A 26,865-nucleotide genomic window follows, 5' to 3' on the forward strand; every position below is an offset into this window, starting at 1 on the left:
ACGATGTCCTCTCAGGCAGTCGGGACGGGAACGAGACGGTGACGGGTCTCGAGGGCCAGCGACCGGCCCCAGGCCAGGGCACGCTGGGTCTCGCCGTCGACGAGGCCCCCCTGGAGAGTCGTCACGAGGAAGCCGGTCGGCCGGGAGACCAGGATGAAGCCGCGTCGGGTGATGAGCCGGGCAGCGCTCCTGGAGGCCGCCTTGGGCAGGTGGCGCACCTGGGTGGCCCGGGTGTCGAAGGTCGCCAGGAGGTGGTCGTGTCCGGGCGGCAGGGTCGCGATCCACTCGCGCAGACCGTCGCCCTCGGCGGCGGTGGCAGGTGCTCCTTGGCGCACGGCATCCTGACGCGTCGCCGGCCGACTGAGAGAGAAGGCGTGGGTGGGGCCCCCGACGACCAGCAGGTCGAAGCCCGACGGGTCGAGGCTGTCGACGTCGTGGACGTCGTGGACGTCGAGGATCGTGACGGCGAAGCCGCCCTCCTCCAGGCCCTCGGTGACGGCCCGGGCAATCGTGGCGGTGTTGCCGAACATCGACTCGTAGACCACGAGCGCTCGCAGCTCGACCTGGTGGTTCATGTCGACCCCTCCTCGTGGGGGGCACCCTCCTGGGTGCCCTCACTCGTCACCTTCGTCCTTCCCGGGCCCGCCGTCTGGGGTCCGGGGTCAGCACCCTGGGGGCCGAAGGTCCCGACCCGCTGGGCACATCGGCACCTCCGGATCGGATCGCTCGGATGGTTCCGTGGGATCGTCGGATTCCCGGACCGCACTCACGCCACCAGGAGGCACGTCATGCTCGAGCTCACGACCCGCAAGGTCCTCGTCGGTGTCGCTGGTGACGAGGACGCGACCGGAGCCATCGCCTACGCGGCGCAGGAGGCGCGCCGACGCGGGTGCGGCGTGCACCTCGTCAGCATCGTCCACCCGGTGGCGACCAGCGCCGAGGCTGCGTCTTTCAACGTCCTGGAGGGCATGCTGCACAGTGCCAGCGCCTCTGCCCTGCACCAGGCGCAGCGGCAGCTGACCCACGAGCTCGGGGACGAGGTGGCCGTGACCACCGAGGTGATCCACGGGGCCGTCGTGCCGACGCTGGTCGCGCTCAGCGCCCACGCCGCCGTGGTCGTGCTCCAGCGCCAGCCGCGCGACGGTGCACGGATCCCGACCCTCTCGGTCACGAGCGGTGTCGCTGGGCGCTCCCACGTGCCTGTGGTCGCCGTGCCCGTCGGCTGGCTGGCCACCGCCACCGCCACCACTGACACGGACGGCGCCGTGCTGCCGGTGCTCGTGGGACTGAGCGACCCGATCGCCGGCGAGCGTGTGGTGCGGCTGGCCCTCGAGGAGGCACGCGCCCGCCAGGCACCACTGCGGGTGCTGCACACCTGGCACTTCACCGACCACTACGACGACCTCGTCTTCGAGGGCGAGGCCGGCACCCGCCACGAGACCCAGCTGCTGGCCGACGTGACCGAGCGGCTCGCCCCCCTGCTGGAGGAGTTCCCCGACGTTGCGACGCTGGTCCGCACGCAGCACGCCCACGTGGCCGACGCCCTGCAGGCGGCGTCCGGCCAGGCCCAGCTGCTCGTCGTGGGTCGGCACCGCTCCCGGATCCCCCTGGGCCGGCACCTGGGTTCGACCACCCGCGCGGTCCTGCGCGAGGCACGGTGCCCGGTGATGGTGGTGGACCCGGTCCCCGCTGTGGTCCGTCCCGACCGCGCGCCCGAGCTCCAGCAGGTCGGAGGACCAGCGACGTGAGCTTGACGGTGTCGTCACTCGGGGGACTCACCGGCGCCGAGGCGGCGCGCCTGCTCGACCTGCATGGGCCCAACCTGGCGCCGCGCGCCCGACCCGCGAGCATGCTGTCGCGGGTCGTGAACCAGTTGCGCGACCCGATGATTCTGCTCCTGCTCGGGGCGCTGGTCATCGTCATCGCCCTGGGGGACCTCAGCGACGGCATCATCATCTCGGCCGTGATCGTGCTCAACACCGTCATCGGCGTGGTCCAGGAGCTGCGCGCGGCGACAGCCATCGCGGCGCTCGACCGGCTCTCGGCCCCCCGCGCGACGGTGCTGCGCGACGGTGTCCCCGTCACCGTCGACGGCTCCGAGGTCGTGCCCGGTGACGTCGTGCGCCTCGAGGCCGGGGACGTCGTCCCCGCAGACGGCGCCGTGGTCGAAGCAGCCGGGCTGCAGATCGACGAGGCGGCAATGACGGGGGAGTCCGTCCCCGTCGGCCGAGGACCCGGTGACGACGTGCAGTCCGGGACCGTCGTCGTGCGGGGACGGGCGCTGGTCACCATCACGCGTACCGGGGCCGACAGCGGCCTCGGTCGCATCGCGGCGGCTCTCGCCAGCACCACGAACCGGGCCACCCCCCTCCAGCAGCGCCTCGCCCGTCTCTCGCGCCAGCTGGTCGTCCTGACCCTGGCCCTGACCGCCGTCGTCTTCGTCCTGGGGCTGCTGCGCGGCGAGGACGCCGCCGACATGCTGATCCTCGCCGTCAGCCTCGCCGTCGCGGCGATCCCCGAGTCCCTGCCTGCCGTGGTGTCGGTCTCCCTCGCGATGGGGGCCTACCGGATGGCCCAGCAGCACGCCCTGGTCCGGTGGCTGCCGGCGGTGGAGACACTCGGCTCGGTCTCGGTGCTTGCCTCGGACAAGACCGGCACCCTCACCGAGGGGCGGATGCTCCTCCAGCACCTGTGGACCCCTGAGAGCAGCTGGGAGGTGTCGGGGCACGGCTACGACGCCGCCGGCACGGTGACCCTCTCGGACGGCGCCCCTGACGCTCCGGGGTCGCTCGACCTGCTGATGCGGGACCTGGTCCTGTGCAACGACGCCGAGGTGCACGGCCCCGAGGCCGGGACCTGGCGGGTCGTCGGTGATCCGATGGAAGCCGCGCTGCTGATCGCCGCGCTCAAGAGAGACCCGGCGGCCCTGACAGCCTCGGCCCGCTGGAGCCGGGTCGAGGAGATCACCTTCGACAGCAGCACGCAGCGGATGACCACCGTGCACCACGACGACGGGCACCACGACGACGGGCGCCACGACGACGGCGCGTGGTGGACGGTCTGCAAGGGCGCCCCCGAGGCGGTGCTGGACCTGGTCGGCAGCCGACCGGGCGTGGACGAGGCCCGGGTCGTAGCCGAGAGACTGGCGCGTGACGGCTTCCGGGTCCTGGCGTTCGCAGACGCCCTCTCCACCACCCGACCCGCGAGCGACCGGCTGGAGGACGGGCTGGCCCTCCGCGGGCTGGTCGCGATCTCCGACCCGGCCAGCCCGCACGCGGCGGGCGTCGTGCGGGCGTGTCGGGAGGCAGGGATCCGCACGATCCTGATCACCGGGGACCATCCGGCCACGGCCCGCGCGATCGCGGACCAGATCGGGCTCCTCGGCCCCGGTGTCGAGCTGGTCGAGGGTGACCTCGTCGCGGCCGGTGGTCACGTGGACCGGGTCGAGCAGATCGGGGTCTACGCACGCACGCGCCCCGAGCAGAAGGTCGACATCGTCGCGGCGTGGCAGCGCCGGGGTGCGGTCGTCGCCATGACGGGGGACGGCGTCAACGACGCCCCGGCCCTCCGACAGGCAGACATCGGGGTGGCCATGGGTGACCGGGGCACCGAGGTGGCGCGACAGGCGGCCGACCTGGTGCTCGCCGACGACGATCTCCGCACCGTCGTGACAGCGGTGGCAGAGGGTCGGCGGATCTATGCCAACATCCGGATGTTCCTGCGCTACGGGTTGTCGGGCGGCATGGCCGAGATCCTCGTCATCCTGCTCGCCCCGTTCCTGGGCATGGTCGTCCCCCTGGCGCCGGGCCAGATCCTGTGGATCAACATGCTCACCCACGGCGTGCCCGGCGTGGCCTTCGGTGGGGAGCCGCTGGACCCCCAGGACATGGCCCGACCGTCACCGTCGCCCGAGCGCTCGGTCCTCGGCGGGGAGCTGTTGGGCCAGATCCTGGTGGCGGGAAGCCTGATCACCGCTATCTCGCTGGCCGCAGGGCTGCTCGCGCCGGCGGGTGCGGTCCAGACCTGGGTGTTCCTGGCCCTGGGCCTGGCGCAGCTAGGGGTCGGCCTGGCGATCCGCTCGCCCCGTCGGGGCCTCGCCCTGCGCTCCAGGTCGCTGGAGGCCGCGCTGCTCCTGGCAGCACTGCTCCAGGTGGCGGCCGTGACCTGGTCGCCCCTCCAGGACCTGCTGGGGACGACGGCGGTGTCGTGGTCGGAGGGTGGTCTGCTCCTGGGCCTGGCAGCCCTGCCGGGGCTGGCGGTCGCGGGCCTCAGGTTGCTGCGCCGGTCGCGTCCGGGGTCCGGGACCTCGGTCCCTGGTGCCGTCGAGGTGCCGGGGGCGATGATCGGGTCATGAGCTGGCTGGAGATCGATGGACACCACCTCCGGGTGCGCTTTACCCGGGCCGAGCACGTGCTCGGACTCGTGCGTGACCAGAGCGTGCCCCTCACCTCGATCGAGTCGGTCGCGCTGGTGCGCTCGTGGCGGGAGGCCAGGGGAGTGCGGGTCGGGCTGGACCTGCTCGGCCTGCGTCGGATCGGCACGTGGCGACGCAAGGGTCACCGGCAGCTCGTCTCGCTCGCGCGGGGCGTGCCGGCGCTCCGGATCGGGCTGCGTGGCGAGAAGTACGACGAGCTGCTGATCAGCACCCCCGAGGTCGAGCTGCTCGAGTCGTGCCTGAGCTGGCGTCCCTCGGCGAGCGCCGCGGAGAGCTGACCAGCAGCCTCGTCGTACGACGCCTCAGCGCAGGGTGTCCTTCCGGGCATCCTTCCGGGCATCACTGTCGGCTTCGGGGTGCCGCTCGACCGTGAGGACGAAGTCGTCCCCGTGCTCGGTGACACCGGTGACGACGGCCGCCTCGACGGCCTCCTGGGCGTACTGCTGACGCACCATGAGGGGGTCGGAGCGCAGGTCCTTCACGAGGGCGACTGCCAGGCCGACCATCACCAGGACGAACGGCAGAGCAGCGACGATCGTGATCGTCTGGAGCCCGGTCAGGGCGTCCGAGCCTCCGACCAGCAGCATCACCGCCGCGACGGCACCGGTGGCGACGCCCCAGAAGATCACGGTCGGCTTGCTCGGGTGCAGCGTGCCGCGCTCCGAGAGGGTGCCCATGACGATGGAGGCTGCGTCGGCGCCGGACACGAAGAAGATGGCCACGAGCACCATGACCACGATGCTCGAGACCGTCGCCAGCGGATAGGCCGCGAGGGTGGTGAAGAGCTGCGTCTCGATGCCGCCCGCCCCGGCGATGTCGGCGCCGCTCTTCTGCTGGTCGATGGCCGCACCACCGAAGATGGCGAACCAGACCAGGCTCACGAGGCTGGGCACCAGCAGGACGCCGGTGACGAACTGGCGGATGGTGCGACCGCGCGAGATGCGCGCGATGAACATGCCGACGAACGGTGTCCAGGAGAGCCACCAGGCCCAGTAGAAGACGGTCCAGGTCTGCAGCCAGGCGTTGGCCTCGTTGCCCTCGGCCCCGGTGCGCGCCGCCATCATCGAGAGGTCCTGCACGTAGGAGCCGAGCGAGGTCGGGACCAGGTTGAGGATGAAGACCGTCGGGCCGACGATGAAGACGAACAAGGCCAGCGAGATGGCCAACACCATGTTGATGTTGGAGAGGTACTGGATGCCCTTGGAGATGCCCGAGACGGCCGAGAGCACGAAGGCTGCGGTGAGCACCGCGATGATCCCCACGAGCACCGCGTTGCCCGTTGCACCCCACCCGGTCACGATCGTGAGGCCGGAGCGGATCTGGAGCGCACCGAGGCCGAGGGAGGCCGCCGAGCCGAAGAGCGTGGCGAAGATCGCCAGCATGTCGATGACCTTGCCGGCGGGGCCGTGCGCGCGGTCGCCCAGCAGCGGCTCGAAGGCCGCGGAGATGAGCTGCAGGCGGCCCTTGCGATAGACACCGTACGCGATGGCGAGACCGACGACCGCGTAGATCGCCCAGGGATGCAGGGTCCAGTGGAAGAGCGTGGTGGCCATGGCGTTCTGCGTCGCCTCGGGGTTGCCGGCCGCGCCGGTGCCCGGCGGCGGCGTCACGAAGTGGGTGATGGGCTCGCTGACGCCGTAGAACATGAGGCCGATGCCCATCCCGGCGCTGAACATCATCGCCACCCAGGAGACGGTCCTGAACTCCGGCTCCTCACCATCGCGGCCGAGGGTGATGTTGCCGAAGCGCGACATGGCCAGCCAGATCACGAAGACCACGAAGGCGCTCGAGGTGAGCACGAACAGCCATCCGGTGTTGGCCATGGTCCAGCCGAGCGTGTCGCCCGAGGTCGTGGCCAGCGAGTCCGTGCTGACGAAGCCCCAGACCAGGAAGGCGACGGCGATCGCGGCCGTGACACCGAAGACGATGCGGTCGAGACCTGAGCGTGGCGGCTGGGACCCGTTGAGGTGATTGTCGAGTGCGGGGTGCGTCTCTTCCGTGTGGGCGTCGTTCGGGTCGTCGTTCCGGTCGTCGTCAGGACTGGTGATGCGTGCTTGCTGTGTCGTCACGTGTGTCGGCGCCGTGAGGCGCCGCCTCCTTCGAGTGTCGATGGCAAAACGCGGCCCGTCCTGAGGTGCTGGACGAAAAGACCGCACTTGTCCATCTTCACCACTCGCCGGAGATGCAAACACCGACCCCACGTGAGACGGAACACCCCGCCTGCCGGTGGACCGGCGGGCGGGGTGCGTCGTTCGTGCGGGTCAGGCCAGGTCGAAGCGGTCCAGCTCCATGACCTTGGTCCACGCGGCGACGAAGTCGCGGACGAACTTCTCGCGCGCGTCGTTGCTGGCGTAGACCTCGGCGATCGCGCGAAGCTCGGAGTTGGAGCCGAACACCAGGTCGGCCCGGGTGCCGGTCCAGACGACCTCGCCGGAGCCGTTGCGCGCCTCGAACGTCTCCTGCGCCTCCGACGTGGGGCTCCACGTCACGCCCATGTCGAGCAGGTTGACGAAGAAGTCGTTGGTGAGCGACCCCGGGGTGTGGGTGAGCACGCCCCGCGAGGACCGGTCGTAGGTCGCGCCGAGCACGCGCAGACCGCCGACAAGCACGGTCATCTCCGGGGCACTGAGGTCGAGCAGGTTGGCGCGGTCGACCATCAGGTACTCCGCCGGGAGGCGGTGGCCCTTGCCGACGTAGTTGCGGAACCCGTCGGAGGTGGGCTCGAGCGCGGCGAACGAGTCGGCGTCGGTCATCTCCTCGGTGGCGTCGGTGCGGCCCGGGGTGAACGGCACCGTCACGTCGTGGCCGGCCGTGCGAGCGGCCTGCTCGACGCCGGCGGCACCGGCCAGCACGATCAGGTCGGCCAGCGAGATCGTCGCTGCCCCGTCCTGGGCGTGGAAGTCGGCCTGGATGCCCTCGAGGGTGCGCAGCACCTGGGCGAGGTCGTCGGGGGTGTTGACCTCCCACCCGCTCTGGGGCTGGAGACGGACGCGTGCCCCGTTGGCGCCGCCGCGCTTGTCGCTCGCGCGGAACGTGGAGGCCGAAGCCCAGGCGGCCGAGACCAGCTGGGTCACGCCGAGGCCCGAGGCGAGCACCTTCTCCTTGAGGGCAGCCACGTCGGCTGCCGAGACGAGCTCGTGGTCGACGGCCGGGACCGGGTCCTGCCAGATGAGCGTCTCCTGGGGGACCAGGGGGCCGAGGTAGCGCTGGATCGGGCCCATGTCGCGGTGGGTGAGCTTGAACCAGGCGCGGGCGAAGGCGTCGGCGAACTCCTCGGGGTGCTCGAGGAAGCGACGCGAGATCTCCTCGTAGACCGGGTCGACGCGCAGTGACAGGTCGGTGGTCAGCATCGTCGGCGGGCGGTTGAGCGTGCCGTCCTCGGGGTCGGGAACCGTGTTGGCGCCGCCACCGTCCTTGGGCTGCCACTGGTGTGCGCCTGCGGGGCTCTTGGTGAGCTCCCAGTCGTAGTTGAAGAGGTTCTCGAAGTACTGGTTGCTCCACCGGGTCGGCGTGGAGGTCCAGGTGACCTCGAGGCCGCTGGTGATCGCGTCGCGACCCTTGCCGCTGCCGAAGCTGTTCTTCCAGCCGAGGCCCTGCTCCTCGAGGGAGGCGCCCTCGGGCTCGGCGCCGACGTGCTGCTCGGGGTCGGCCGCGCCGTGGGTCTTGCCGAAGGTGTGGCCACCGGCGATGAGGGCAACGGTCTCGACGTCGTTCATCGCCATGCGGGCGAAGGTCTCGCGGATGTCGCGGGCCGCCGCCAGGGGGTCGGGCACACCGTTGGGGCCCTCGGGGTTGACGTAGATGAGGCCCATCTGGACGGCGGCGAGCGGGTTCTCCAGCTCGCGGTTGCCGGAGTAGCGCTCGTCGCCCAGCCAGGTCTGCTCGGGGCCCCAGTAGACGTCCTCGTCGGGCTCCCAGACGTCGGCGCGGCCAGCGGCGAAGCCGAACGTGGGGAAGCCCATGGTCTCGAGGGCGCGGTTGCCGGTGAACACCATCAGGTCGGCCCAGGAGATCGTGGCGCCGTACTTCTGCTTGATCGGCCACAGCAGGCGGCGGGCCTTGTCCAGGTTGCCGTTGTCGGGCCAGCTGTTGAGCGGGGCGAAGCGCTGCATGCCCGCGCCGGCGCCGCCGCGGCCGTCGCTGATCCGGTAGGTGCCGGCGCTGTGCCACGCCATGCGGATGAAGAACCCGCCGTAGTGGCCGAAGTCAGCGGGCCACCACTCCTGGGAATCGGTCATCAGGGCGTCGACGTCGCGGGTCAGCTCGTCCAGGTCGAGGCTCGCGAACGCCGTGGCGTAGTCGAAGTCCTCACCCATCGGGTTGGCCACGACGGGGTGCTTGCGCAGGATCTTGAGGTTGAGCTGGTTGGGCCACCAGTCGCGGTTTCCGACACCCTCGGTGGGGTGCGAGGGGACGCGAGCGACGGGGCAACGTGCCTCGCTCTCCTCCGAGTTCATGTCGCCGACGACGGCGTCGTGCTTGGTGGTGTCAGACACGGGGATCCTTCCGGGACCAGCTGGTGCGGTGGGTGGGTTCAGGAGCTGCGTGCGGGTGCGGGTGTGGTGGAGCAGGCGGGGCACTGGCCCCAGTAGGTGACCTCGGCCTCGTCGATGGCGAAGCCGTGGTCATCGGACGCGGTGAGGCACGGCGTGCTCGCCACGGCGCAGTCGACGTCGGCGATCGCGCCGCAGGAGCGGCACACGACGTGGTGGTGGTTGTCACCGACGCGTGACTCGTAGCGCGCGACCGAGCCGGAGGGCTGGATGCGGCGCACGAGCCCGGCGGCTGTGAGTGCCCGGAGCACGTCGTAGACGGCCTGGTGCGAGACCTCGCCCAGGCTTGCCCGGACCGCGCCGATGATGGAGTCGGTGTCGGCGTGCGGGTGGTCGTAGACCGCGGCGAGGACCGCTGCCCGGGGTCGGGTCACGCGGAGCGAGGCTCCGCGCAAGGCGGTCTCGACGTCCGGGGAGGTGTGCACGGCTGCAGTCTGTCGGACTTTCTTGAATGATTCAAGAACGCGGTTCCCAAGGCAGACGAACCGGCAGCCAGAACGGGGCCTCCGATGGGTCGGTGACCGATTCAGGACCTTGGGCCCTGCCGTGGTCTGCCACGTGGCGCCATCCTGTGCAGAGAGTCGATGACGAGCGGGTCCACATGGGCGGGCGGCTCGAGGACCAGGCCCGTCAGGCTCCGGTTGGACGGCCGGGTCGGGGCGACCCTCACGCAGGGCCTCGTCCCGGCCGGGCCGGGCGCCGGTGCCGAACGTCGCTCGGGCCACCCCGGGCTGCGCTCCTCGGGCACCACCTGGATCGCTCCGGCCGCGCACCCAGCGGCTGGGCAGTGCGCGTCGCTCCCATGGCGGTGTTCGGGCAACGTGGACCGAAATGAACAAAAGGCCCCGTGGAGCCGGGGCCTTCTGAGTGTCCGAGGGGGGACTTGAACCCCCACAACCGTTAAAGGTCACTAGCACCTCAAGCTAGCGCGTCTGCCAATTCCGCCACCCGGACGAGTGCGGTGGAACAGTAGCAAAGGAGGGGCCCATGGGCCGCATCGGGGGTCGGCCTGGGCGGTGCTTTGATGGGGGCATGACTGCCGACGTCGACACACCGTCCTACGACCCCGCGGCGGAGGTCGTCGAGCTCTGCCGCGACCTGATCCGGATCGACACGAGCAACTACGGCGACCAGGACGGGCCGGGGGAGCGCAAGGCGGCCGAGCACGTGGCCAGCCTGCTCGACGAGGTCGGCATCGCGTCGCGTCTCTACGAGTCGACACCGGGTCGCACGTCGGTGGTGGCGCACTGGGGCGGTGACGGTGACGGGGGCGGCGTGCCTGACCGGGGCGCGCTGCTGCTCCACGCACACCTCGACGTGGTGCCTGCCGCGGCCGATGACTGGCAGGTCCACCCGTTCTCCGGGGAGGTCCAGGACGGCTACGTCTGGGGTCGGGGAGCCGTCGACATGAAGGACTTCGACGCGATGCTGCTCTCCGTCGTACGAGCGCGGGCCAGGGCCGGGCAGGTCCCCTCACGGCCGATGGTGCTGGCCTTCACCGCCGACGAGGAGGCGGGTGGGCACCACGGCGCCCAGGTGCTGGTCGAGAAGCACGCCGAGGAGTTCGAGGGCTGCACCGAGGCGGTGGGCGAGGTGGGGGGCTTCAGCACGACCATCCGCGGGCGCCGGCTCTACCTGATTGAGGCGGCCGAGAAGGGCATGGCCTGGATGAAGCTGACCGCGCGCGGTCGCGCCGGCCACGGGTCGATGATCAACCGCGACAACGCCGTGACCGAGCTGGCGGCCGCGGTCGCGCGGATCGGGGCCTACGAGTGGCCGGTGCGTCTGACGCCGACGATGCAGACGCTGCTGGCGGCCGTCGCCGAGATGGCGGGCACCGAGGCCACCCCGGAGAACGCCGAGAGCCTGATCGAGGAGTTCGGCAGCGCGGCGCGGATGCTGGGCGCGGTCATCCGCAACACCACCAACCCGACAATGCTCAGCGCGGGCTACAAGGTCAACGTCATCCCGACCGAAGCGACGGCCCACATCGACGGACGCTTCCTGCCGGGCTATGAGGACGAGTTCTTCGCGACGCTGGCCGAGCTGTGCGGCGAGAACGTGTCGATCGACTACGTGTCCAAGCAGCAGCCGTGGCAGATGCCCTACGAGGGCGCCCTGGTGGAGGCGATGACCCGCTCGCTCCTTGCGGAGGACCCCGGGGCGGTCGTGGCTCCCTACCTCATGAGCGGCGGCACGGACGCCAAGCACTTCACCCGGTTGGGCATGCGCTCCTACGGCTTCGCGCCGCTGAGGCTGCCCGCCGACCTGGACTTCACCGCGCTCTTCCACGGCGTGGACGAGCGGGTGCCCGTGGACTCGCTGGAGTTCGGTGCCCGGGTCTTCGACCGGTTCCTGGGGCAGGTGTAGCGCGTCAGGAGGTGGGTCGTAGCTGGCGGATGATCTTGCGGCGCAGCACCACCCGACGGGTGCCGTCGGGAGTCATGTTCACGCGGTCGAGCTCCCAGCCGCCGTGCTCGGCGCGTTCGACGAGCAGCCGCGTCACCACGTTGCGGGAGAACTCGCGGTCGAAGGTGACGCGGTCGAACTCCCACTCGACACCGGGCCGCGGCGCGCGCCGGTCGTGCCGACTCATCGAGCCTCCGAGACGTCGTCGAGGGCGGCGATGATCTCGGAGGGCAGCTCCTTGTCCTCGAGGTCGAGTGCTCCTTGGAGCTGGGCGGCGGTGCGGGCACCGACGATGGGAGCGGTGACGCCGGGTCGGTCGCGCACCCAGACGAGGGCGACCTCCAGCGCTGTCCAGCCCAGGCCCTCGGCGGCGCGGACCACGGACTCGACGATGCCGCCGCTGCGGTCGTCGAGGTAGGTGCCGACGAAGGACGAGAAGACCGAGGAGGCGCCTCGCGAGTCCGAGGGCGTGCCGCCGCGGTACTTGCCGGTGAGCACGCCCCGGCCCAGCGGGGACCAGGGCAGGACGCCCAGGCCGAGAGCGGCAGCGGCGGGGAGGACCTCGCGCTCGATGGCACGGTTGAGCAGTGAGTACTCCACCTGGGTGGACGCCAGGGGAGCACGGCCGGGCACCGCGCGCTGCCAGGTGGCGGCGTGGGCGGTCTGCCAGCCGGAATAGTTCGAGATGCCGACGTACGACGTGCGGCCGGAGGCGACCGCGTGGTCGAGGGCGCCCAGGGTCTCCTCCACCGGGGTCTCGTCGGACCAGACGTGGACCTGCCAGAGGTCGACGTGGTCGACGGCGAGCCGCTTGAGCGAGGCGTCGAGGCTCGAGAGCAGGTGGCCGCGCGAGGTGTTGGTGACACGCTCGCCCGAGCGCCGCGAGATGCCGGCCTTGGTCGCCAGGACGATCTCGTCGCGGGCCACGACGTCGCCGATGAGGGTGCCGATGAGGCTCTCGGAGGCGCCGTCGGTGTAGCCAGCGGCGGTGTCGACCAGCGTCCCGCCCGCCTCGGCGAACGCGATGAGCTGGTCGCGCGCCTCGTGCTGGTCGGTGTCCCTGCCCCAGGTCATCGTCCCGAGGCCGAGGCGCGACACCTTGAGGCCGGTTCTGCCCAGTGACCGCTGCTGCATGGCAGCAAGGTAGTCGGCGGAGGGCCCGATCGGCGCGGCGGCTCGCCCTGAGGACGCTGAAGTGCTGCGCTGGCCCTACGCTTGCCTCTCGTGTGGGACTACCTCCAGGCCGTCGTTCTCGGGACCATCCAGGGTCTGACCGAGTTCCTCCCGATCTCGAGCAGCGCCCACCTGCGCATCTATCCGGAGATCTTCGGGTGGGGCGACCCCGGCGCGGCGTTCACGGCGGTGATCCAGATCGGCACCGAGCTGGCGGTGCTCATCTACTTCCGCCACGACATCTGGCGGATCGCGACGATGTGGCTCAAGTCGCTGGTGAAGCCGGAGTACCGCGGGCACCTCGACGCCCGGATGGGCTGGTTCATCATCATCGGCTCGTTGCCGATCGTGGTGCTCGGCATCCTGCTCAAGGACCTCATCGAGAGCGACTTCCGCAGCCTCTGGATCATCGGCACGACCCTGATCGTCCTCGGCATCGTCCTCGGCCTGGCCGACCGGTTCGGCCGCAACGACAAGGCGCTTAAGGAGATCTCCCTGCGCGACGCCGTCCTCATGGGCGGTGCGCAGGCGATGGCCCTGATCCCCGGCGTCTCCCGCTCCGGTGCGACGTTGTCGATGGGCCGGATCCTCGGTTACGAGCGCGAGGCGGCCACCCGCTACGCGTTCCTGCTGGCCATCCCGGCCGTCGTGGGCGCCGGCCTCTTCGAGCTCAAGGAGATCCCCGGCGGAGACAACCCCTACGGCTGGGGTCCCACCATCGTGGCGACGGTCGTGTCGTTCGTCGTGGGCTACGCCGCGATCGCCTGGTTGCTGCGCTACGTCTCCACGCATTCCTACACGCCGTTCGTGCTCTACCGGGTCGCGCTCGGCGCCGCCACGTTGCTCCTCGTGGCGACCGGCGTCATCGCTGCGTGAGCCCGGTCGGCTGCCGGCTCGGGGGACGCGTGGCGGCCGAACCTCAGAGCCAGCCGGACTTCTTGAAGAACACCCACAGCCCCGTCGAGGTCAACGCCATCAGGACCAGCGCGAACGGGTAGCCCAAGACCCAGTGCAGCTCGGGCATATGGTCGAAGTTCATGCCGTAGACGCCGGCGATCAGCGTCGGTGCGGCCACCAGGCCGACACCGGCCGAGATCTTGCGCATGTCGTTGTTCTGCTGCACCGAGATGCCGGCCAGGTGTGCCTCGAAGGCCGACGACAGCAGCATGTCGAGGTTGTCGACCAGCTCGGCAGCCCGGGTGAGGTGGTCGGCGACGTCACGGAAGAACGGCGAGGCCTCCTCGTCCATGCCGGGCACGAGCCCTGAGGCGAAGCGGCGCATGGGCTCGCGCAGCGGCATGACGGCCCGGCGTACCTCTGCGATCTCGCGCTTGAGCGTGTAGATCCGGGCGGAGTCGTTGGTGCGGGCGGTGGAGAAGACGGACTCCTCGACCTCGTCGACGTCCTCCTCCAGCGCGTCGACGACCTCGGAGTAGGCGTCCACGACCGAGTCGCACACGGCGTAGACGACGGCGGACGGGCCGTGGGTGAGCACCTGCTCGCGCTCCTCGAGATAGGCCCGTGCGGACTGGAGCGCCCCGCCCTGGCCGTGGCGGACCGTCACCACGAAGTCCTCTCCGACGAACATGCTGATCTCGCCGGTCTCGACGGCGTCCTCCTCATCGACGTACCAGAGGGTCTTGATGATGAGGAAGAGGTGGTCGTCGTAGCGCTCGAGCTTGGGGCGCTGGTGGGCCTTGACCGCGTCCTCGACCGCAAGGTGGTGCAGCCCGAAGGCCGCCGCGACCTTCCCGAGCTCGTCGTGGCCGGGCTGGTGGAGGCCGACCCACACGAAGTCGCCCTTGGCGCTCGCGCGCGCCCGCATGGCGACGTAGTCGTGGGGGTGGCAGTCGACGGCGACGCGCACTCCCTGGCAGTAGACGGCGCTGTCGACGATCACGGGGCTCACGGTAGCCCCACTACAGTCCCCGTCATGGCAACTGTGATCCTCGTGCGCCACGGTCGGACCAGCGCCAACGCCAGCGGCATGCTCGCCGGCCGCCTGGCAGGTGTGAAGCTGGACGACCACGGACGTGAGCAGGCCGAACGGGCAGGAGAGCGGATCGCGCCGGTGCCGTTGGCCGCGATCGTGAGCAGCCCCCTGGAGCGGTGCCGTCAGACGGCCAAGATCCTGGGTGCCGCGCACCATGCTGCGCCGCCCGTCACCACAGAGCGCGGGATCATCGAGTGCGACTACGGCGACTGGCAGGGACGGCCGCTCCGGGACCTCGCCAAGGAGAAGCTCTGGTCGGTCGTGCAGACCCAGCCGTCCGCGGCGGCGTTCCCTGGTGGTGAGTCGCTGCCGACGATGCAGGCCCGCGCCGTCGAGGCCGTACGACGCCACGACGCGGCCGTCGAGGCGGCCCACGGTGCCTCCGCGGTCTGGGTGGCGGTCAGCCACGGCGACATCATCAAGTCGATCCTGGCCGACGCCCTCGGCATGCACCTCGACCTCTTCCAGCGCCTCCACGTCGACCCGGCCTCGATCTCGATCATCCGCTACACCGGGACGCGGCCCTACGTCCTGGCCTGCAACACCCACGCGGGCGACCTCTCCTGGCTGGTCCCGCCGCCGGCCAAGAAGACGCGGCGCCGCAAGGGTGCCGACACCGTGACGGACGATGCCGCCGTCGGCGGTGGCGCGGGCCCACCGGCTCGGTCATAGGGTGGTCGACATGCCTCCGATCATCCACGGCTTCGACCCGCCGGAGCGCTTCGTCGCCGGCACCGTCGGGCCCCCGGGGTCGCGCACGTTCTTCCTGCAGGCGCGCACCGGGATCCGCATCACGAGCATCTCGCTAGAGAAGCAGCAGGTCGCTGCGTTGGCCGAGCGGATCGACGAGCTGCTCGACGAGGTGATGGCCAGCGACGAGGTGTCCGCGGTGATCCCGGCGGTCGCCCCCCTCGGCCTGGACGACCCCCACCCGCTGGAGCAGCCGATCGAGGAGGAGTTCCGCGCCGGCACCATGACGCTCTCGTGGGACCCCGCCGACCACCGGATCGTCATCGAGGTCTTCCCCTTCACCGAGGCGGCCGTCGTCAGCCCCGAGCAGCTCGACCAGGACTTCGAGGAGCCCGAGCCCGACGAGGTCTTCCTGGTGCGCATCGACGCCGGGCACGCTCGAGCGTTCGTCCAGCGCGCCGCGCAGGTGCTCGACGCCGGCCGGCCGAGCTGCCCCTTCTGCGGCAACCCGATCGACCCCGACGGCCACCTGTGCGTCCGCGCCAACGGCTTCCGCCGACGCGAGCCGTGAGCCCACCGCACCTGCCGCCCGACGGCGAGCTGGAGCTCCACGGCCGCATCATGCCCGCGTCCAACGCCACCTTCCTTGGCACGATCGACGAGGTGTCGGTCGTCTACAAGCCGGTCGCCGGCGAGCGCCCCCTGTGGGACTTCCCCGACGGCAACCTTGCCGGGCGCGAGGTGTCGGCCTACCTCGTCTCCGAGGTCTTCGGCTGTGACGTCGTCCCCCTGACCTGGCTCCGCGACGGGCCCCACGGCCCCGGGATGGTGCAGCTGTGGAAGGAGCCCGACGAGGAGCAGGACGCCGTGACGCTCGTCGAGGAGGGCCAGGTCCCCGAGGGGTGGCGTCACGTCTTCGACGGGATCGACGGCCGCGACGTCGCCGTCTCGCTCGTCCACGAGGACTCGACGTCGCTGCGCCGGATGGCGCTCTTCGACGTGATCGTCAACAACGCCGACCGCAAGGGCGGTCACGTCCTCGCGATGAGCGACGGCCACCGCTACGGCGTCGACCACGGCATCTCACTCCACCACGAGCACAAGCTGCGCACCGTCCTCTGGGGCTGGCAGGGCGAGCCGCTGACCGACGAGGAGTCCGAGACCGTACGACGGGTCCGCGCGGCCATCGGCGACGGGCTGGGGGAGCGGCTGTCCGAGCACCTGACGGACCTGGAGATCGACGCCCTCGACCGTCGGTGCCGTCGTCTGCTCGACGCGGGTGCGCTGCCGACCTCGAGCGGCGACTGGCCTGCCATCCCCTGGCCTCCCTTCTGAGTCCTCTGGTTAGGCTTCGCCTCATGCGAGCCTGGAGTGCCCCGGAGATCCCGAGCCTGACCGTGAAGGGACCCGCCGTGGCTCTCCACGACACGGCGACCGGCGCGGCCGTCACGACCACCCCCGACGGAGCCGCGCGGCTCTACGTCTGCGGCATCACGCCCTACGACGCCACCCACATGGGCCACGCCGCGACGTACGTCGCCTTCGACCTGCTCAACCGTGCCTGGCGCAACGCCGGGCACGACGTCACCTTCGTGGAGAACGTGACCGACGTCGACGACCCGCTCCTGGAGCGCGCGACCAAGGTCAACGTCGGCTGGGTGGAGCTCGCCGAGCGCGAGACCGAGCTGTTCCGCCACGACATGACCGCGTTGCGGGTGATCCCGCCCGACCACTACATCGGTGCGGTCGAGTCGATCCCGATCGCGATCGAGCTCATTGAGGTCCTCGAGGCCGCGGGGGCGACGTACACGGTCGACACGGACGTCTACTTCTCCGTCACCGCGGACCCGGCGTTCGGCCAGGAGTGCGGCTACGACCGCGAGACGATGCTGACGCTCTTCAGGGAGCGCGGCGGCGACCCGGAGCGCCCCGGGAAGCGGGACCCGCTCGACTGCGTCGTGTGGCGCGGCGAGCGCGAGGGCGAGCCCAGCTGGGACAGCCCCTACGGCCCCGGGCGCCCGGGCTGGCACATCGAGTGCTCCGCGATCGCGATGCGCCACCTCGGTGGCAACTTCGACGTCCAGGCCGGCGGGTCCGACCTGGTCTTCCCCCACCACGAGATGTGTGCCGGCCACGCGCAGGTGGCGGTGCCCGGCACCCCCTTCGCGCAGGTCTACTCCCATGCCGGGATGGTGGCCTACGACGGCGAGAAGATGTCGAAGTCGCTGGGCAACCTGGTCTTCGTCTCGGCGCTGCGCAACTCAGACGTCGACCCGATGGGCATCCGGCTGGCGTTGCTGCGCCACCACTACCGCTCCGACTGGGAGTGGACCGACGCCGAGCTCTGGGACTCCGTCGACACGATCGCGACCTGGCGCAAGGCGATCTCGCTCGGCGCCGGTGCGCCGGCCGGACCGGTCGTCCAGGAGGTCCTCGCCGCCATGGCGCACGACCTCGACGCCCCTCGCGCCACCGCAGCCGTCGACGCGTGGGTGGCCGCGACCCTCGGCACCGACGGCCTGGCCGACACCAGCGACCGCGACGCTGCGGTCCAGGTGCTCGCCGTCATCGACGCGTCGCTCGGCCTCTCGCTCTGAGGGACGCCACCCGGTGACCGGCTCGCCAGTCAGGAGGGCCAGTCAGGAGGGCCCGGTCAGGAAGGTCCGGGATCCTCGTCGGAGCGCCGCTTGAGGTAGCGCTCGAACTCGCGGGCGATCGCCTCGCCGGACGCCTCGGGCAGGTCGGCGGTGTCGCGGGTCTCCTCAAGGCTGCGCACGTAGTCGGCGATGTCCTCGTCCTCCTCGGCGAGCTCGTCGACACCGCGCTCCCAGGCGCGGGCGTCCTCGGCGAGGTCACCGAGCGGGATGCTGACTTCGAGCAGGTCCTCGAGCTGGCCGATCAGCGCCAGGGTGGCCTTGGGGCACGGCGGCTGCGCGACGTAGTGGGGGACGGCGGCCCAGTAGGACACCGCTGGCACGTCGAGCTTCACGCAGGCGTCCTGGAAGACACCGACGATGCCGGTCGGGCCCTCGTAGGTCGACTGCTCCAGCTTCAACCGGTCCACCAGCTCGGGCTCGGTCGCGGTGCCCGTCACCGGGATCGGTCGCGTGTGGGGGGTGTCGGCCAGGAGCGCACCCAGCGTCACCACGAGCTCGCCGCCCAGCTCGTCGACGGCCGCGAGCAGCTCGGCGCAGAACTGACGCCACCGCATCGATGGCTCGATGCCGCGGATCAGGATGACGTCGCGGTCCAGGTCCGGGGGAGAGGCGATCGCGATCTGGGTGCTGGGCCAGGTGAGTCGGCGGTAGCCGTTCTCGTCGGTGCCCACGACGGGTCGGTTGACCTGGAAGTCGTAGAAGTCCTCGGGGTCCACGGCCCCGACGACGCGTGCGTTCCACACGTCCATCAGGTGGTCGACGACCCCGGATGCGGCGTCGGCGGCGTCGTTCCAGCCTTCGAACGCCGCGATCACCAGGGGATCCACCAGGTCGGGCGCGTCCTCGATCTCGATCACCCGGGAAGCCTAGTCGGGCTGTCACGGACGGGAGTCGACGACCGCCGAGGATTTCACCCGGCGATTCGCCCGGTGTCACCATTCGGGAAACAAGTCCACGTCCTGGGACGTGGTTCCTACGCTGGAGGGCCGGCGGCCACAGCGGCGCCGGACCGTCCGAAAGGAGTCCCGTTGTCCCGATCGCGAGACCTACGCCCCGACGCCACTGCCGCGCTCACTGCCACCTTGCAGGAGCGGATCATGGTGATCGACGGAGCCATGGGGACGGCGATCCAGCGGGACCGCCCCGACGAGGCCGGCTACCGCGGCGATCGCTTCGCCGACTGGCCCAGCGACCTCCAGGGCAACAACGACCTGCTCACGCTGACCCAGCCCGAGATCATCGCCGAGATCCACCGCGAGTACCTCGAGGCCGGCGCCGACATCGTCGAGACCAACACGTTCAACGCCAACTCCATCTCCTTGGCCGACTACGGCCTGGAGGAGCTGTCCTACGAGCTGAACTTCGAGTCCGCCCGGCTGGCGCGCCGTGAGGTCGACGCCATGAACGAGCGCACGCCCGAGCGTCCGCGTTACGTCGCCGGCGCCTTCGGCCCGACCACCCGTACGGCCTCGATCTCGCCCGACGTCAACGACCCGGCGGCCCGCAACGTCAGCTACGACCAGCTGGTCACGGCCTACCTGGAGGCCGGCCGCGGTCTCCTCGACGGCGGCTCTGACCTGCTCTTCATCGAGACGATCTTCGACACGCTCAACGCCAAGGCCGCGATCTTCGCCGTCGAGACGCTCTTCGAGGACTACGGCCGCCGCTGGCCCGTCATCATCTCCGGCACGATCACCGACGCGTCGGGCCGCACACTGTCCGGCCAGGTCACCGAGGCGTTCTGGGACTCCATCCGCCACGCGCGCCCGCTCGCGGTCGGTCTCAACTGCGCGCTCGGCGCGAAGGAGATGCGCCCCTACATCGCCGAGATGTCCCGCCTGGCCGACAGCTTCGTGTCGTGCTACCCCAACGCCGGCCTGCCCAACGCGTTCGGCGAGTACGACGAGGTGCCCGAGGAGACCGCGGCGATCATCGAGGAGTTCGCCGACAGCGGCTTCGTCAACCTCGTGGGCGGCTGCTGCGGCACCACCCCTGCCCACATCGCCGCGATCGCGCAGGCCGTCGCGGGCAAGCCCCGCCGCGAGCCGGTCGTCGTACCCCCGGCCATGCGGCTCTCTGGCCTCGAGCCGTTCACGGTCACCGAGGACAGCCTGTTCGTCAACGTCGGCGAGCGCACCAACATCACCGGCTCCGCAAAGTTCCGCAACCTGATCAAGGACGGAAACTACGACGCCGCCCTGGCGGTCGCGCTCCAGCAGGTGGAGAACGGCGCGCAGGTCATCGACGTCAACATGGACGAAGGCATGATCGACGGCGTCGCCGCGATGGACCGCTTCCTCAAGCTGGTCGCCTCCGAGCCCGACATCAGTCGGGTGCCGGTGATGGTCGACTCCTCCAAGTGGGAGGTGATCGAGGCCGGCCTGAAGTGTGTCCAGGGCAAGCCGATCGTCAACTCGATCTCCATGAAGGAGGGCGAGGACGCCTTCCGGGCGCAGGCCCGCCTGTGCAAGAAGTACGGCGCCGCCGCGGTCGTGATGGCGTTCGACGAGGACGGCCAGGCCGACAACCTCGAGCGGCGCAAGGCGATCTGCGAGCGCGCCTACCGGATCCTGGTGGACGAGGTGGAGTTCCCTGCCGAGGACATCATCTTCGACCCCAACGTGTTCGCGGTGGCCACCGGCATCGAGGAGCACGCGTCCTACGGCCGGGACTTCATCGAGGCCACCCGCTGGATCAAGCAGAACCTCCCGGGCGCCAAGGTCTCAGGTGGCATCTCCAACGTGTCGTTCTCGTTCCGGGGCAACAACCCGGTGCGCGAGGCGATCCACGCAGTGTTCCTCTTCCACGCCATCGAGGCCGGCCTCGACATGGGCATCGTCAACGCCGGTGCGCTCGTGGTCTACGACCAGGTCGAGCCGGAGCTGCGCGAGCGGATCGAGGACGTCGTCCTCAACCGCCGCCCCGACGCCGCCGAGCGGCTGCTGGAGATCGCCGAGGCGCACAACCAGGAGGGCGAGAAGGTCGAGGCGGCCGCCGAGGAGTGGCGCGAGCTGCCCGTGGGCGAGCGCATCACCCACGCCCTCGTGAAGGGCATCGACGCCTACGCCGAGTCCGACACCGAGGAGCTTCGCGCCGAGATCGCCGAGCGCGGCGGCCGGCCGATCGAGGTGATCGAGGGGCCGCTGATGGACGGCATGAACGTCGTCGGCGACCTGTTCGGCGCCGGCAAGATGTTCCTGCCGCAGGTCGTGAAGTCGGCCCGCGTGATGAAGAAGGCCGTCGCCTACCTGATCCCTTACATCGAGCAGGAGAAGCTCGACAACCCCGAGTACGCCACCGCCAAGGACACCAACGGCACGATCGTGATGGCCACCGTCAAGGGCGACGTCCACGACATCGGCAAGAACATCGTGGGCGTGGTCCTGCAGTGCAACAACTTCGAGGTCATCGACCTCGGCGTGATGGTGCCTGCCCAGAAGATCCTCGATACCGCCCGCGAGATCGGCGCCGACGCGATCGGCCTGTCCGGGCTGATCACTCCGTCCCTTGACGAGATGGTCAACGTGGCCGCGGAGATGCAGCGCCAGGACTTCACGATCCCGCTGATGATCGGCGGCGCCACCACCTCGCGCGCCCACACAGCGGTCAAGGTCGACGGCAAGTACGACGGCCCGGTGGTGTGGGTGAAGGACGCCTCGCGCTCGGTCCCGACGCTGGCGGCCCTGCTCAGCGACGCGCAGCGACCCAAGCTGATGGTCGACGTCAAGGAGGACTACGACGCCCTGCGACGGCGGCACGCCACCAAGCACGACCGGCCGATGGTCCCGCTCGAGAAGGCACGCGCCAACCGGACCCCGATCGACTGGGAGGGCTACCAGCCGCCGGCGCCGCAGCAGCCGGGCGTCCACGTGCTCGAGGGCTACGACCTGGCCGAGCTGCGCGACTACATCGACTGGCAGCCGTTCTTCAACGCCTGGGAGATGAAGGGCAAGTTCCCCGACATCCTCAACAACCCGGCGACGGGGGAGACCGCGCGGTCCCTGTACGACGACGCCCAGAAGATGCTCGACCGGCTCATCGAGGAGGAGTGGCTGACCGCCAACGCCGTGCTCGGCCTCTTCCCGGCCAACGCCGTCGGCGACGACATCGAGATCTATACCGACGACTCGCGCACCGAGGTGCTCACCCGGCTGCACAACCTGCGCCAGCAGGGCGACCACCGCGACGGCGTGCCCAACCGGTCCCTGGGCGACTTCGTGGCACCCGCCGAGACCGGGCTCCCCGACCACGTCGGGGCGTTCGCCGTGACCGCCGGCCTGGGTGCCGGCGACCGCATCCTCGCGTTCAAGGCCGAGCAAGACGACTACTCGGCGATCCTCCTCGAGTCGCTCGCCGACCGCCTGGCCGAGGCGTTCGCCGAGCGCCTGCACGAGCGGGTCCGCAAGGAGTTCTGGGGACACGCGCCGGAGGAGAGCCTCGACAACGAGGCCCTGATCTCGGAGAAGTACGACGGCATCCGGCCCGCGCCCGGCTACCCGGCCTGTCCCGAGCACACCGAGAAGGTCACGCTCTGGGAGCTCCTCGACGTCCACGAGAGGACCGGCATCGAGCTCACCGAGGGGATGGCGATGTGGCCCGGCGCCGCAGTCTCGGGCTGGTACCTCTCGCACCCGCAGTCGCAGTACTTCGTCGTCGGGCGCATCGGACGAGAGCAGGTCGCCGACTACGCCGAGCGCAAGGGCTGGACGCTCACGGAGGCCGAGCGCTGGCTCTCGCCGAACCTCGGCTACGACCCGGAGGACTGAGTGAGCCTGACCGTTCCTGCCGTCGCTCCCGCCGCGGTCCTGTGGGACATGGACGGGACCCTGGTCGACACCGAGCCCTACTGGATCGAGACCGAGTTCGAGCTCGCGGCGACCTACGGCGGCACCTGGACCCAGGAGCACGCCCTCGCCCTGGTCGGCAACGACCTGCTCACCTCCGGTCGCTACATCCGCGAGCACATGGGGATCGCGCTGAAGCCCGAGAAGATCGTCGATCTCCTCCTTGACGGTGTGGTCGCCAAGGTCGAGCAGCACGTGCCGTGGTGCCCCGGCGCCCGGGAGCTGCTGCTCACGCTGCATGCTGCGGGTGTGCCTCTCGCGCTGGTGACGATGTCCTACGAGCGTTTCGTGGCCCCGATCCTGCTCGAGCTCCCGCCGTCGACGTTCTCCGTGGTGGTCACCGGTGACCAGGTCACCCACGGCAAGCCGCACCCGGAGCCCTACCTCACCGCAGCGGCTGCCTTGGGCGTCGACCCGGGGGACTGCGTCGCGATCGAGGACTCCAACACCGGCACGACCTCCGCCGAAGCCGCCGGCTGCCAGGTCCTGGTGGTGCCCAACCACGTGCCTGTGGCTCCCGGCGTGCGCCGTCACGTCCGCGCCGACCTCACCGAGGTCACCCTCGCCGACCTCGGAAGCCTCGTGTCCTGACCTGTCCAAGACCGCGCTCATGACCGCGCTCATGACCCGGATGGGGGACGCGGGCTGGTCATGGTCCTAGTACTCCTGGACAATGTCGCTTGAGCCTTCCCTGCGTCACACTAAGCGCACTCCGGGGATCGCGTCCTCGCGAGATCCCAGTAGGAGTAAGTCACCATGTCGCCCCGGTCCACCCTCGTCGTCATGCTCAGCTTCGTGCTGGGTGTAGCGGCCCTCGTCACTGCTCCTTTCGCAGCGGCGAGAGACGACGACGGTGTGGACCGGGAGACATGTTCAGTCTCGAGCAGCACCCGGTTGCGGGTCGACTCTGACGGTGATGGCCGCCTTGTCGTCATCGGAGTCGTTTGGAGTGATGACGAGGACGTGTGGGAGTGGCGCATGCTTCATGATGGTGAGTTCTCAGCGCGTGGCGAGACTCGTGCCAAGGATGCCGATCGATCACTCCGGATCAGGCGCCTCATGATCGATTTTACTGGAAGTGACGTTGTCGTCTTTCGCGCTGAGAACATGCGCACGCGCGAAGTATGCCGAGTGGACGTCGTCACCTGATCCGCTCATTGGTCAAGAGCCCCATCGCGCGGTTCCTTGCCATCGGTTTCGTGACGCTGGTCATCCTGACCCTCGGGACGAACATCTTGGCAACTCAAGCGGCGAATCGCGAGGCGTTGGCTGAGGCCCAGACCATCAACGAGGTGCTCGCCACCTCCGTAGTCAACCCTGCGCTGCCGTCCGGCATGGCGATGGGTCTGGTCAAGGGCAACGCCGGTTCACTCGACCGGTTCGACCGCATCATTGCCGGCCGCCTCGACCTCGACTCGCTCAAGCGCACATACATCTGGTCCGAGCAGGGAGTGGTCGTCTACTCGGACCGCACTGAGCTCATCGGTCGCGACTTTGGCCTGACGCCCGAGCAACAACGTGTTTTCGATGAGGGTGGCACAGGGCAACTTGTGGAGGGCGACCCCTCTACAACTGCTCCGGCTCTCACTGCGGGCACGGACAACATCGTGCAGATCTTTACCCGCATCGAGGCGCCGAACGGCACCAAGCTGCTCTTCGAGGGGTACTACTCGCTAGACGGGATCGAGCAACGGCGCCAACAGATCTACGAACCCTTCAACTTCATCACGGTAGGTGCACTCGTCCTGCTCCTCCTGCTCGTCGCACCCATCTTGGTAGTGCTCACGCGGCAGGTGAAAGTCGCTGCTTTCGAGCGCGAGAGACTGCTCCGCGGAGGACTGGAAGCGTCTGACGCAGAGCGCCGACGTATTGCCCGTGACCTGCACGACGGTGTGGTCCAGGACCTGGCCGGGACGTCGTTCTCGATCGCTGCTGCCGCCCGTGAACCCGACCTCTCACCTAACGTGAAGACATCCTTGATGTCCGCGAACCAGGCAATCCGAGACACCTTGAAGTCCCTGCGCGCCTTGCTCGCGGAGATCCACCCCCCGGAGATCCACGCCGACAGACTGGCGGCGGCGCTCGCCGACCTGACGGCTCCCGCGAGTGCGCTCGGGATCCAGGCATCCATCAGCGTCGAGGGAGCCGAGACCGCGACCGACCAACAGGCCGCACTCGTGTGGCGGGTCGCCCAGGAGGCCGTGCGCAACGCGTTGCGCCACGCCCAGGCGTCGACCATCGCCGTGACCGTCCGGAGCGACGGCAAGGTGCTGGTGCTCGAGGTCGTCGATGACGGCATCGGCTTCGCTGCCGACGCCGCACCTGCCTCGGACCGCTACGGTCTCAGGGGCATGACCAGCCTGGTCAAGGACAGTGGGGGGAGGCTCCGGGTGGATTCGGCAGCAGGCGAGGGGACCGCCGTACGGCTCGAGGTGGCCGTCGATGAGTGACCCCGCCACCCCCATCCGTGTCGTCCTGGTCGACGACCACGCCGTGATCCGGCTCGGGATGGGCCAGCTGCTGGCCGCCACGGACGACATGGTGGTCGTGGGGGAGGCTGGTGACGGCGCCGAGGCCATCGCGGTGGTCGAGCGCACACGGCCCGACGTGGTCCTCATGGACCTGCAGATGCCCGGGATGGACGGGGTGAAGGCGACGCGTCACATCGTGAGCGCCAAGCTCGCCGACGTCCTGGTGCTGACCTCCTTCTCCGACAGCGAACGCATCTTCGGTGCCCTCGACGCCGGTGCGGTGGGCTACCTGCTCAAGGACGCCGACCCCGACGACGTCCTCAACGGCATCCGCGCGGTGAGCCGCGGGGAGTCCCCGATCCACCCCCGCGCCGCCCGTGCCCTGATCGGCACGAGGGCCGGCTCCGCCAACGTGCAGCTCACCGGTCGCGAGTCCGAGGTGCTCGGCCTGGTCAAGGAGGGCCTGGCCAACAAGCAGATCGCCCGCCGTCTCGGCATCAGCGAGCGCACCGTCAAGGCCCACCTGACCTCGGCGTTCGCCCGGATCGGCGTGAGTGACCGCACCCAGGCCGCCTTGTGGGTCGAGCGCAACGGCCTCTGACGGCTGGTGACCTCACGGGTCTGGCGCACCGTGCGGTGGGTGAGCGATCCTCAGGTCCTGCACCACCGGCAGCGGCGGCGGGGTGCCACCCCATGCGGGACAGAGCGCCCGGTGCGCACACCAGTCGCACAGCCGGCTGCGTCGGGGGCGCCAGTCGCCGGACTCGCGGGCCAGTCCGATCGCCGCCCAGATGGCCTCGATCTTGCGCTCCGTGGCGAGCAGGTCCTGCTCGTCGGGGACGTAGCGCAGGATCTCGCCGTTGCCGAGGTAGACCAGCTGCAGCATCGCGGGCACCACGCCCCGGGTGCGCCAGAGGACCAGCGCGTAGAACTTCATCTGGAACAGCGCCTTGCCCTCGAAGCCCTCGGCAGGGGAGCGACCGGTCTTGTAGTCCACGACCCGGATGGCGCCGTCCGGGGCGACGTCGATGCGGTCGACGAAGCCGCGGAGCAGGAGCCGGGAGTCGAGCAGCGCCTCGACGTAGAGCTCGCGCTCGGCCGGCTCGAGGCGCTGCGGGTCCTCGAGCCCGAAGTAGCGGTCGATCACCGTCCGGCACGACGCCAGCCACGACACCACGTCCGGCCCCTCGGTCCCGAACATCTCCGCCACGCCGGGCTCGGCCTCGAGGAGCGCGTCCCAGGCCGGCATCAGCAGGTCGCGGGCCCGCGCCGGCGTGCGGTCGAGGGCCGGCAGGTCGAAGAGGTTCTCCAGGACCTTGTGCACCACCGTGCCCCTGACCGCGTCGGGCGAGGGAGGCTCGGGCAGGCGGTCGATCGTGCGGAAGCGGTAGAGCAGTGGGCAGGTCAGGAAGTCTCCGGCCCGGCTGGGGGACAGAGCGCCGAGCACCGCGACACCGTCGACCGGGGTGGAGACGCGCTCGGCGGGGGAGGAGCGCGGCTCCACCCCGGCCACCGGACCCGGGCCTGAGCCTGAGCCATCGGTCTCACTCATCCTCGCCTCACGTCGGCGAGCCTAGGGGAGGGCGCCGACAAGCAGGTGCGACCAGGCCCGGCGGGGTCCGGTCGGCTAGATTCGACAC

Annotated in this window: 23 protein-coding genes and 1 tRNA gene; 14 read left to right on the plus strand and 10 right to left on the minus strand. The window is 70.2% G+C overall.

Annotated elements, in window-relative coordinates; genetic code table 11:
* Window positions 1-11: 11 nt before the first annotated feature.
* Complete coding sequence (locus BM204_RS14035; protein ID WP_218031220.1) at window positions 12-575, minus strand: flavodoxin domain-containing protein; 564 nt, start codon at window positions 573-575, stop codon at window positions 12-14.
* 213 nt (window positions 576-788) lie between these two features.
* On the opposite strand from BM204_RS14035, the gene BM204_RS14040 reads away from it, so the two are divergent.
* Genes BM204_RS14040 through BM204_RS14050 form a run of 3 tightly spaced genes read left to right on the plus strand, consistent with a single transcriptional unit; the run spans window position 789 to window position 4,713 of the window.
* Window positions 789-1,748, plus strand: coding sequence for a universal stress protein (locus BM204_RS14040; RefSeq protein ID WP_091114493.1), 960 nt, complete (start codon window positions 789-791; stop codon window positions 1,746-1,748).
* Window positions 1,745-4,354 (plus strand): cation-translocating P-type ATPase, encoded by a 2,610-nt coding sequence (locus BM204_RS14045; RefSeq protein ID WP_091114496.1) that lies wholly within the window; start codon window positions 1,745-1,747, stop codon window positions 4,352-4,354. Before BM204_RS14040 ends, BM204_RS14045 begins: the two co-directional genes overlap by 4 nt.
* Window positions 4,351-4,713 carry a hypothetical protein gene (locus BM204_RS14050; RefSeq protein ID WP_174813013.1) on the plus strand — a complete coding sequence of 121 codons (363 nt, stop codon included), beginning with the start codon at window positions 4,351-4,353 and terminating at the stop codon, window positions 4,711-4,713. The genes BM204_RS14045 and BM204_RS14050 overlap by 4 nt, the downstream gene beginning before the upstream one ends.
* Before the next feature lie 24 nt (window positions 4,714-4,737).
* Here BM204_RS14050 and BM204_RS14055 read toward each other — a convergent pair whose 3' ends face one another.
* The 4 genes from BM204_RS14055 to BM204_RS14070 form a co-directional block, all read right to left on the minus strand.
* Entirely contained in the window at window positions 4,738-6,504 is a 1,767-nt protein-coding gene (locus BM204_RS14055; RefSeq protein WP_091114498.1) for a BCCT family transporter, read from the minus strand.
* A gap of 192 nt (window positions 6,505-6,696) precedes the next feature.
* Window positions 6,697-8,892, minus strand: a complete 2,196-nt coding sequence (gene katG, locus BM204_RS14060; RefSeq protein WP_174813015.1) for a catalase/peroxidase HPI — start codon at window positions 8,890-8,892, stop codon at window positions 6,697-6,699.
* A gap of 77 nt (window positions 8,893-8,969) precedes the next feature.
* The gene (locus BM204_RS14065) at window positions 8,970-9,413 is read right to left on the minus strand and encodes a Fur family transcriptional regulator (RefSeq protein WP_091114503.1); all 444 of its coding nucleotides are present in this window, start codon (window positions 9,411-9,413) and stop codon (window positions 8,970-8,972) included.
* Between the two features lie 443 nt (window positions 9,414-9,856).
* A tRNA-Leu gene (locus BM204_RS14070) sits at window positions 9,857-9,942 on the minus strand.
* 78 nt (window positions 9,943-10,020) lie between these two features.
* Here BM204_RS14070 and BM204_RS14075 point away from each other — a divergent pair.
* Entirely contained in the window at window positions 10,021-11,358 is a 1,338-nt protein-coding gene (locus tag BM204_RS14075; RefSeq protein WP_091114506.1) for a M20/M25/M40 family metallo-hydrolase, read from the plus strand.
* A gap of 4 nt (window positions 11,359-11,362) precedes the next feature.
* Here the strand turns inward: BM204_RS14075 and BM204_RS14080 are convergent, their stop codons facing one another.
* Together BM204_RS14080 and BM204_RS14085 are read right to left on the minus strand one after the other, a co-directional pair.
* The gene (locus tag BM204_RS14080; RefSeq protein WP_091114507.1) at window positions 11,363-11,584 is read right to left on the minus strand and encodes a DUF5703 family protein; all 222 of its coding nucleotides are present in this window, start codon (window positions 11,582-11,584) and stop codon (window positions 11,363-11,365) included.
* Window positions 11,581-12,531 (minus strand): aldo/keto reductase, encoded by a 951-nt coding sequence (locus BM204_RS14085; RefSeq protein WP_091114510.1) that lies wholly within the window; start codon window positions 12,529-12,531, stop codon window positions 11,581-11,583. The genes BM204_RS14080 and BM204_RS14085 overlap by 4 nt, the downstream gene beginning before the upstream one ends.
* Before the next feature lie 90 nt (window positions 12,532-12,621).
* Between BM204_RS14085 and BM204_RS14090 the strand changes: the two genes are divergently transcribed.
* Entirely contained in the window at window positions 12,622-13,446 is an 825-nt protein-coding gene (locus tag BM204_RS14090) for an undecaprenyl-diphosphate phosphatase (protein ID WP_091114654.1), read from the plus strand.
* A 43-nt stretch (window positions 13,447-13,489) separates the two neighbouring features.
* On the opposite strand, the gene corA is transcribed toward BM204_RS14090, so the two are convergent.
* The gene (gene corA, locus BM204_RS14095) at window positions 13,490-14,470 is read right to left on the minus strand and encodes a magnesium/cobalt transporter CorA (protein WP_091114511.1); all 981 of its coding nucleotides are present in this window, start codon (window positions 14,468-14,470) and stop codon (window positions 13,490-13,492) included.
* Window positions 14,471-14,503: 33 nt separating this feature from the next.
* On the opposite strand from corA, the gene BM204_RS14100 reads away from it, so the two are divergent.
* The 4 genes from BM204_RS14100 to mshC are packed head-to-tail and all read left to right on the plus strand — an operon-like array spanning window position 14,504 to window position 17,850.
* Window positions 14,504-15,235: a histidine phosphatase family protein gene (locus tag BM204_RS14100; RefSeq protein ID WP_091114514.1), complete on the plus strand. Its 732-nt coding sequence runs from the start codon at window positions 14,504-14,506 to the stop codon at window positions 15,233-15,235.
* 10 nt (window positions 15,236-15,245) lie between these two features.
* On the plus strand, window positions 15,246-15,824 hold the full coding sequence (locus BM204_RS14105; RefSeq protein ID WP_091114657.1) for a DUF3090 domain-containing protein: 579 nt from the start codon (window positions 15,246-15,248) through the stop codon (window positions 15,822-15,824).
* Window positions 15,821-16,588 (plus strand): SCO1664 family protein, encoded by a 768-nt coding sequence (locus BM204_RS14110; RefSeq protein WP_091114516.1) that lies wholly within the window; start codon window positions 15,821-15,823, stop codon window positions 16,586-16,588. Before BM204_RS14105 ends, BM204_RS14110 begins: the two co-directional genes overlap by 4 nt.
* Before the next feature lie 23 nt (window positions 16,589-16,611).
* Complete coding sequence (gene mshC / locus BM204_RS14115) at window positions 16,612-17,850, plus strand: cysteine--1-D-myo-inosityl 2-amino-2-deoxy-alpha-D-glucopyranoside ligase (protein WP_091114519.1); 1,239 nt, start codon at window positions 16,612-16,614, stop codon at window positions 17,848-17,850.
* A gap of 56 nt (window positions 17,851-17,906) precedes the next feature.
* Here the strand turns inward: mshC and BM204_RS14120 are convergent, their stop codons facing one another.
* A complete protein-coding gene (locus BM204_RS14120; RefSeq protein ID WP_091114522.1) occupies window positions 17,907-18,767 on the minus strand; it encodes a PAC2 family protein in 861 nt (286 codons plus the stop codon).
* Window positions 18,768-19,007: 240 nt separating this feature from the next.
* Here BM204_RS14120 and metH point away from each other — a divergent pair, with 240 nt between their 5' ends.
* The 5 genes from metH (at window position 19,008) to BM204_RS14145 (ending at window position 25,826) form a co-directional block, all read left to right on the plus strand.
* Complete coding sequence (gene metH / locus BM204_RS14125) at window positions 19,008-22,676, plus strand: methionine synthase (protein ID WP_218031221.1); 3,669 nt, start codon at window positions 19,008-19,010, stop codon at window positions 22,674-22,676.
* Window positions 22,677-23,345 (plus strand): HAD family hydrolase, encoded by a 669-nt coding sequence (locus tag BM204_RS14130; protein ID WP_246166242.1) that lies wholly within the window; start codon window positions 22,677-22,679, stop codon window positions 23,343-23,345.
* Window positions 23,346-23,537: 192 nt separating this feature from the next.
* The gene (locus BM204_RS14135) at window positions 23,538-23,903 is read left to right on the plus strand and encodes a hypothetical protein (protein WP_143099774.1); all 366 of its coding nucleotides are present in this window, start codon (window positions 23,538-23,540) and stop codon (window positions 23,901-23,903) included.
* 50 nt (window positions 23,904-23,953) lie between these two features.
* Window positions 23,954-25,204 (plus strand): sensor histidine kinase, encoded by a 1,251-nt coding sequence (locus tag BM204_RS14140; protein ID WP_170259158.1) that lies wholly within the window; start codon window positions 23,954-23,956, stop codon window positions 25,202-25,204.
* Window positions 25,197-25,826 carry a response regulator gene (locus tag BM204_RS14145; RefSeq protein WP_091114533.1) on the plus strand — a complete coding sequence of 210 codons (630 nt, stop codon included), beginning with the start codon at window positions 25,197-25,199 and terminating at the stop codon, window positions 25,824-25,826. Before BM204_RS14140 ends, BM204_RS14145 begins: the two co-directional genes overlap by 8 nt.
* A gap of 12 nt (window positions 25,827-25,838) precedes the next feature.
* Here the strand turns inward: BM204_RS14145 and BM204_RS14150 are convergent, their stop codons facing one another.
* A complete protein-coding gene (locus BM204_RS14150) occupies window positions 25,839-26,777 on the minus strand; it encodes a RecB family exonuclease (protein WP_091114536.1) in 939 nt (312 codons plus the stop codon).
* Window positions 26,778-26,865: the final 88 nt, after the last annotated feature.

Source organism: Nocardioides psychrotolerans, from assembly GCF_900113685.1.
GTDB lineage: Bacteria > Actinomycetota > Actinomycetes > Propionibacteriales > Nocardioidaceae > Nocardioides > Nocardioides psychrotolerans.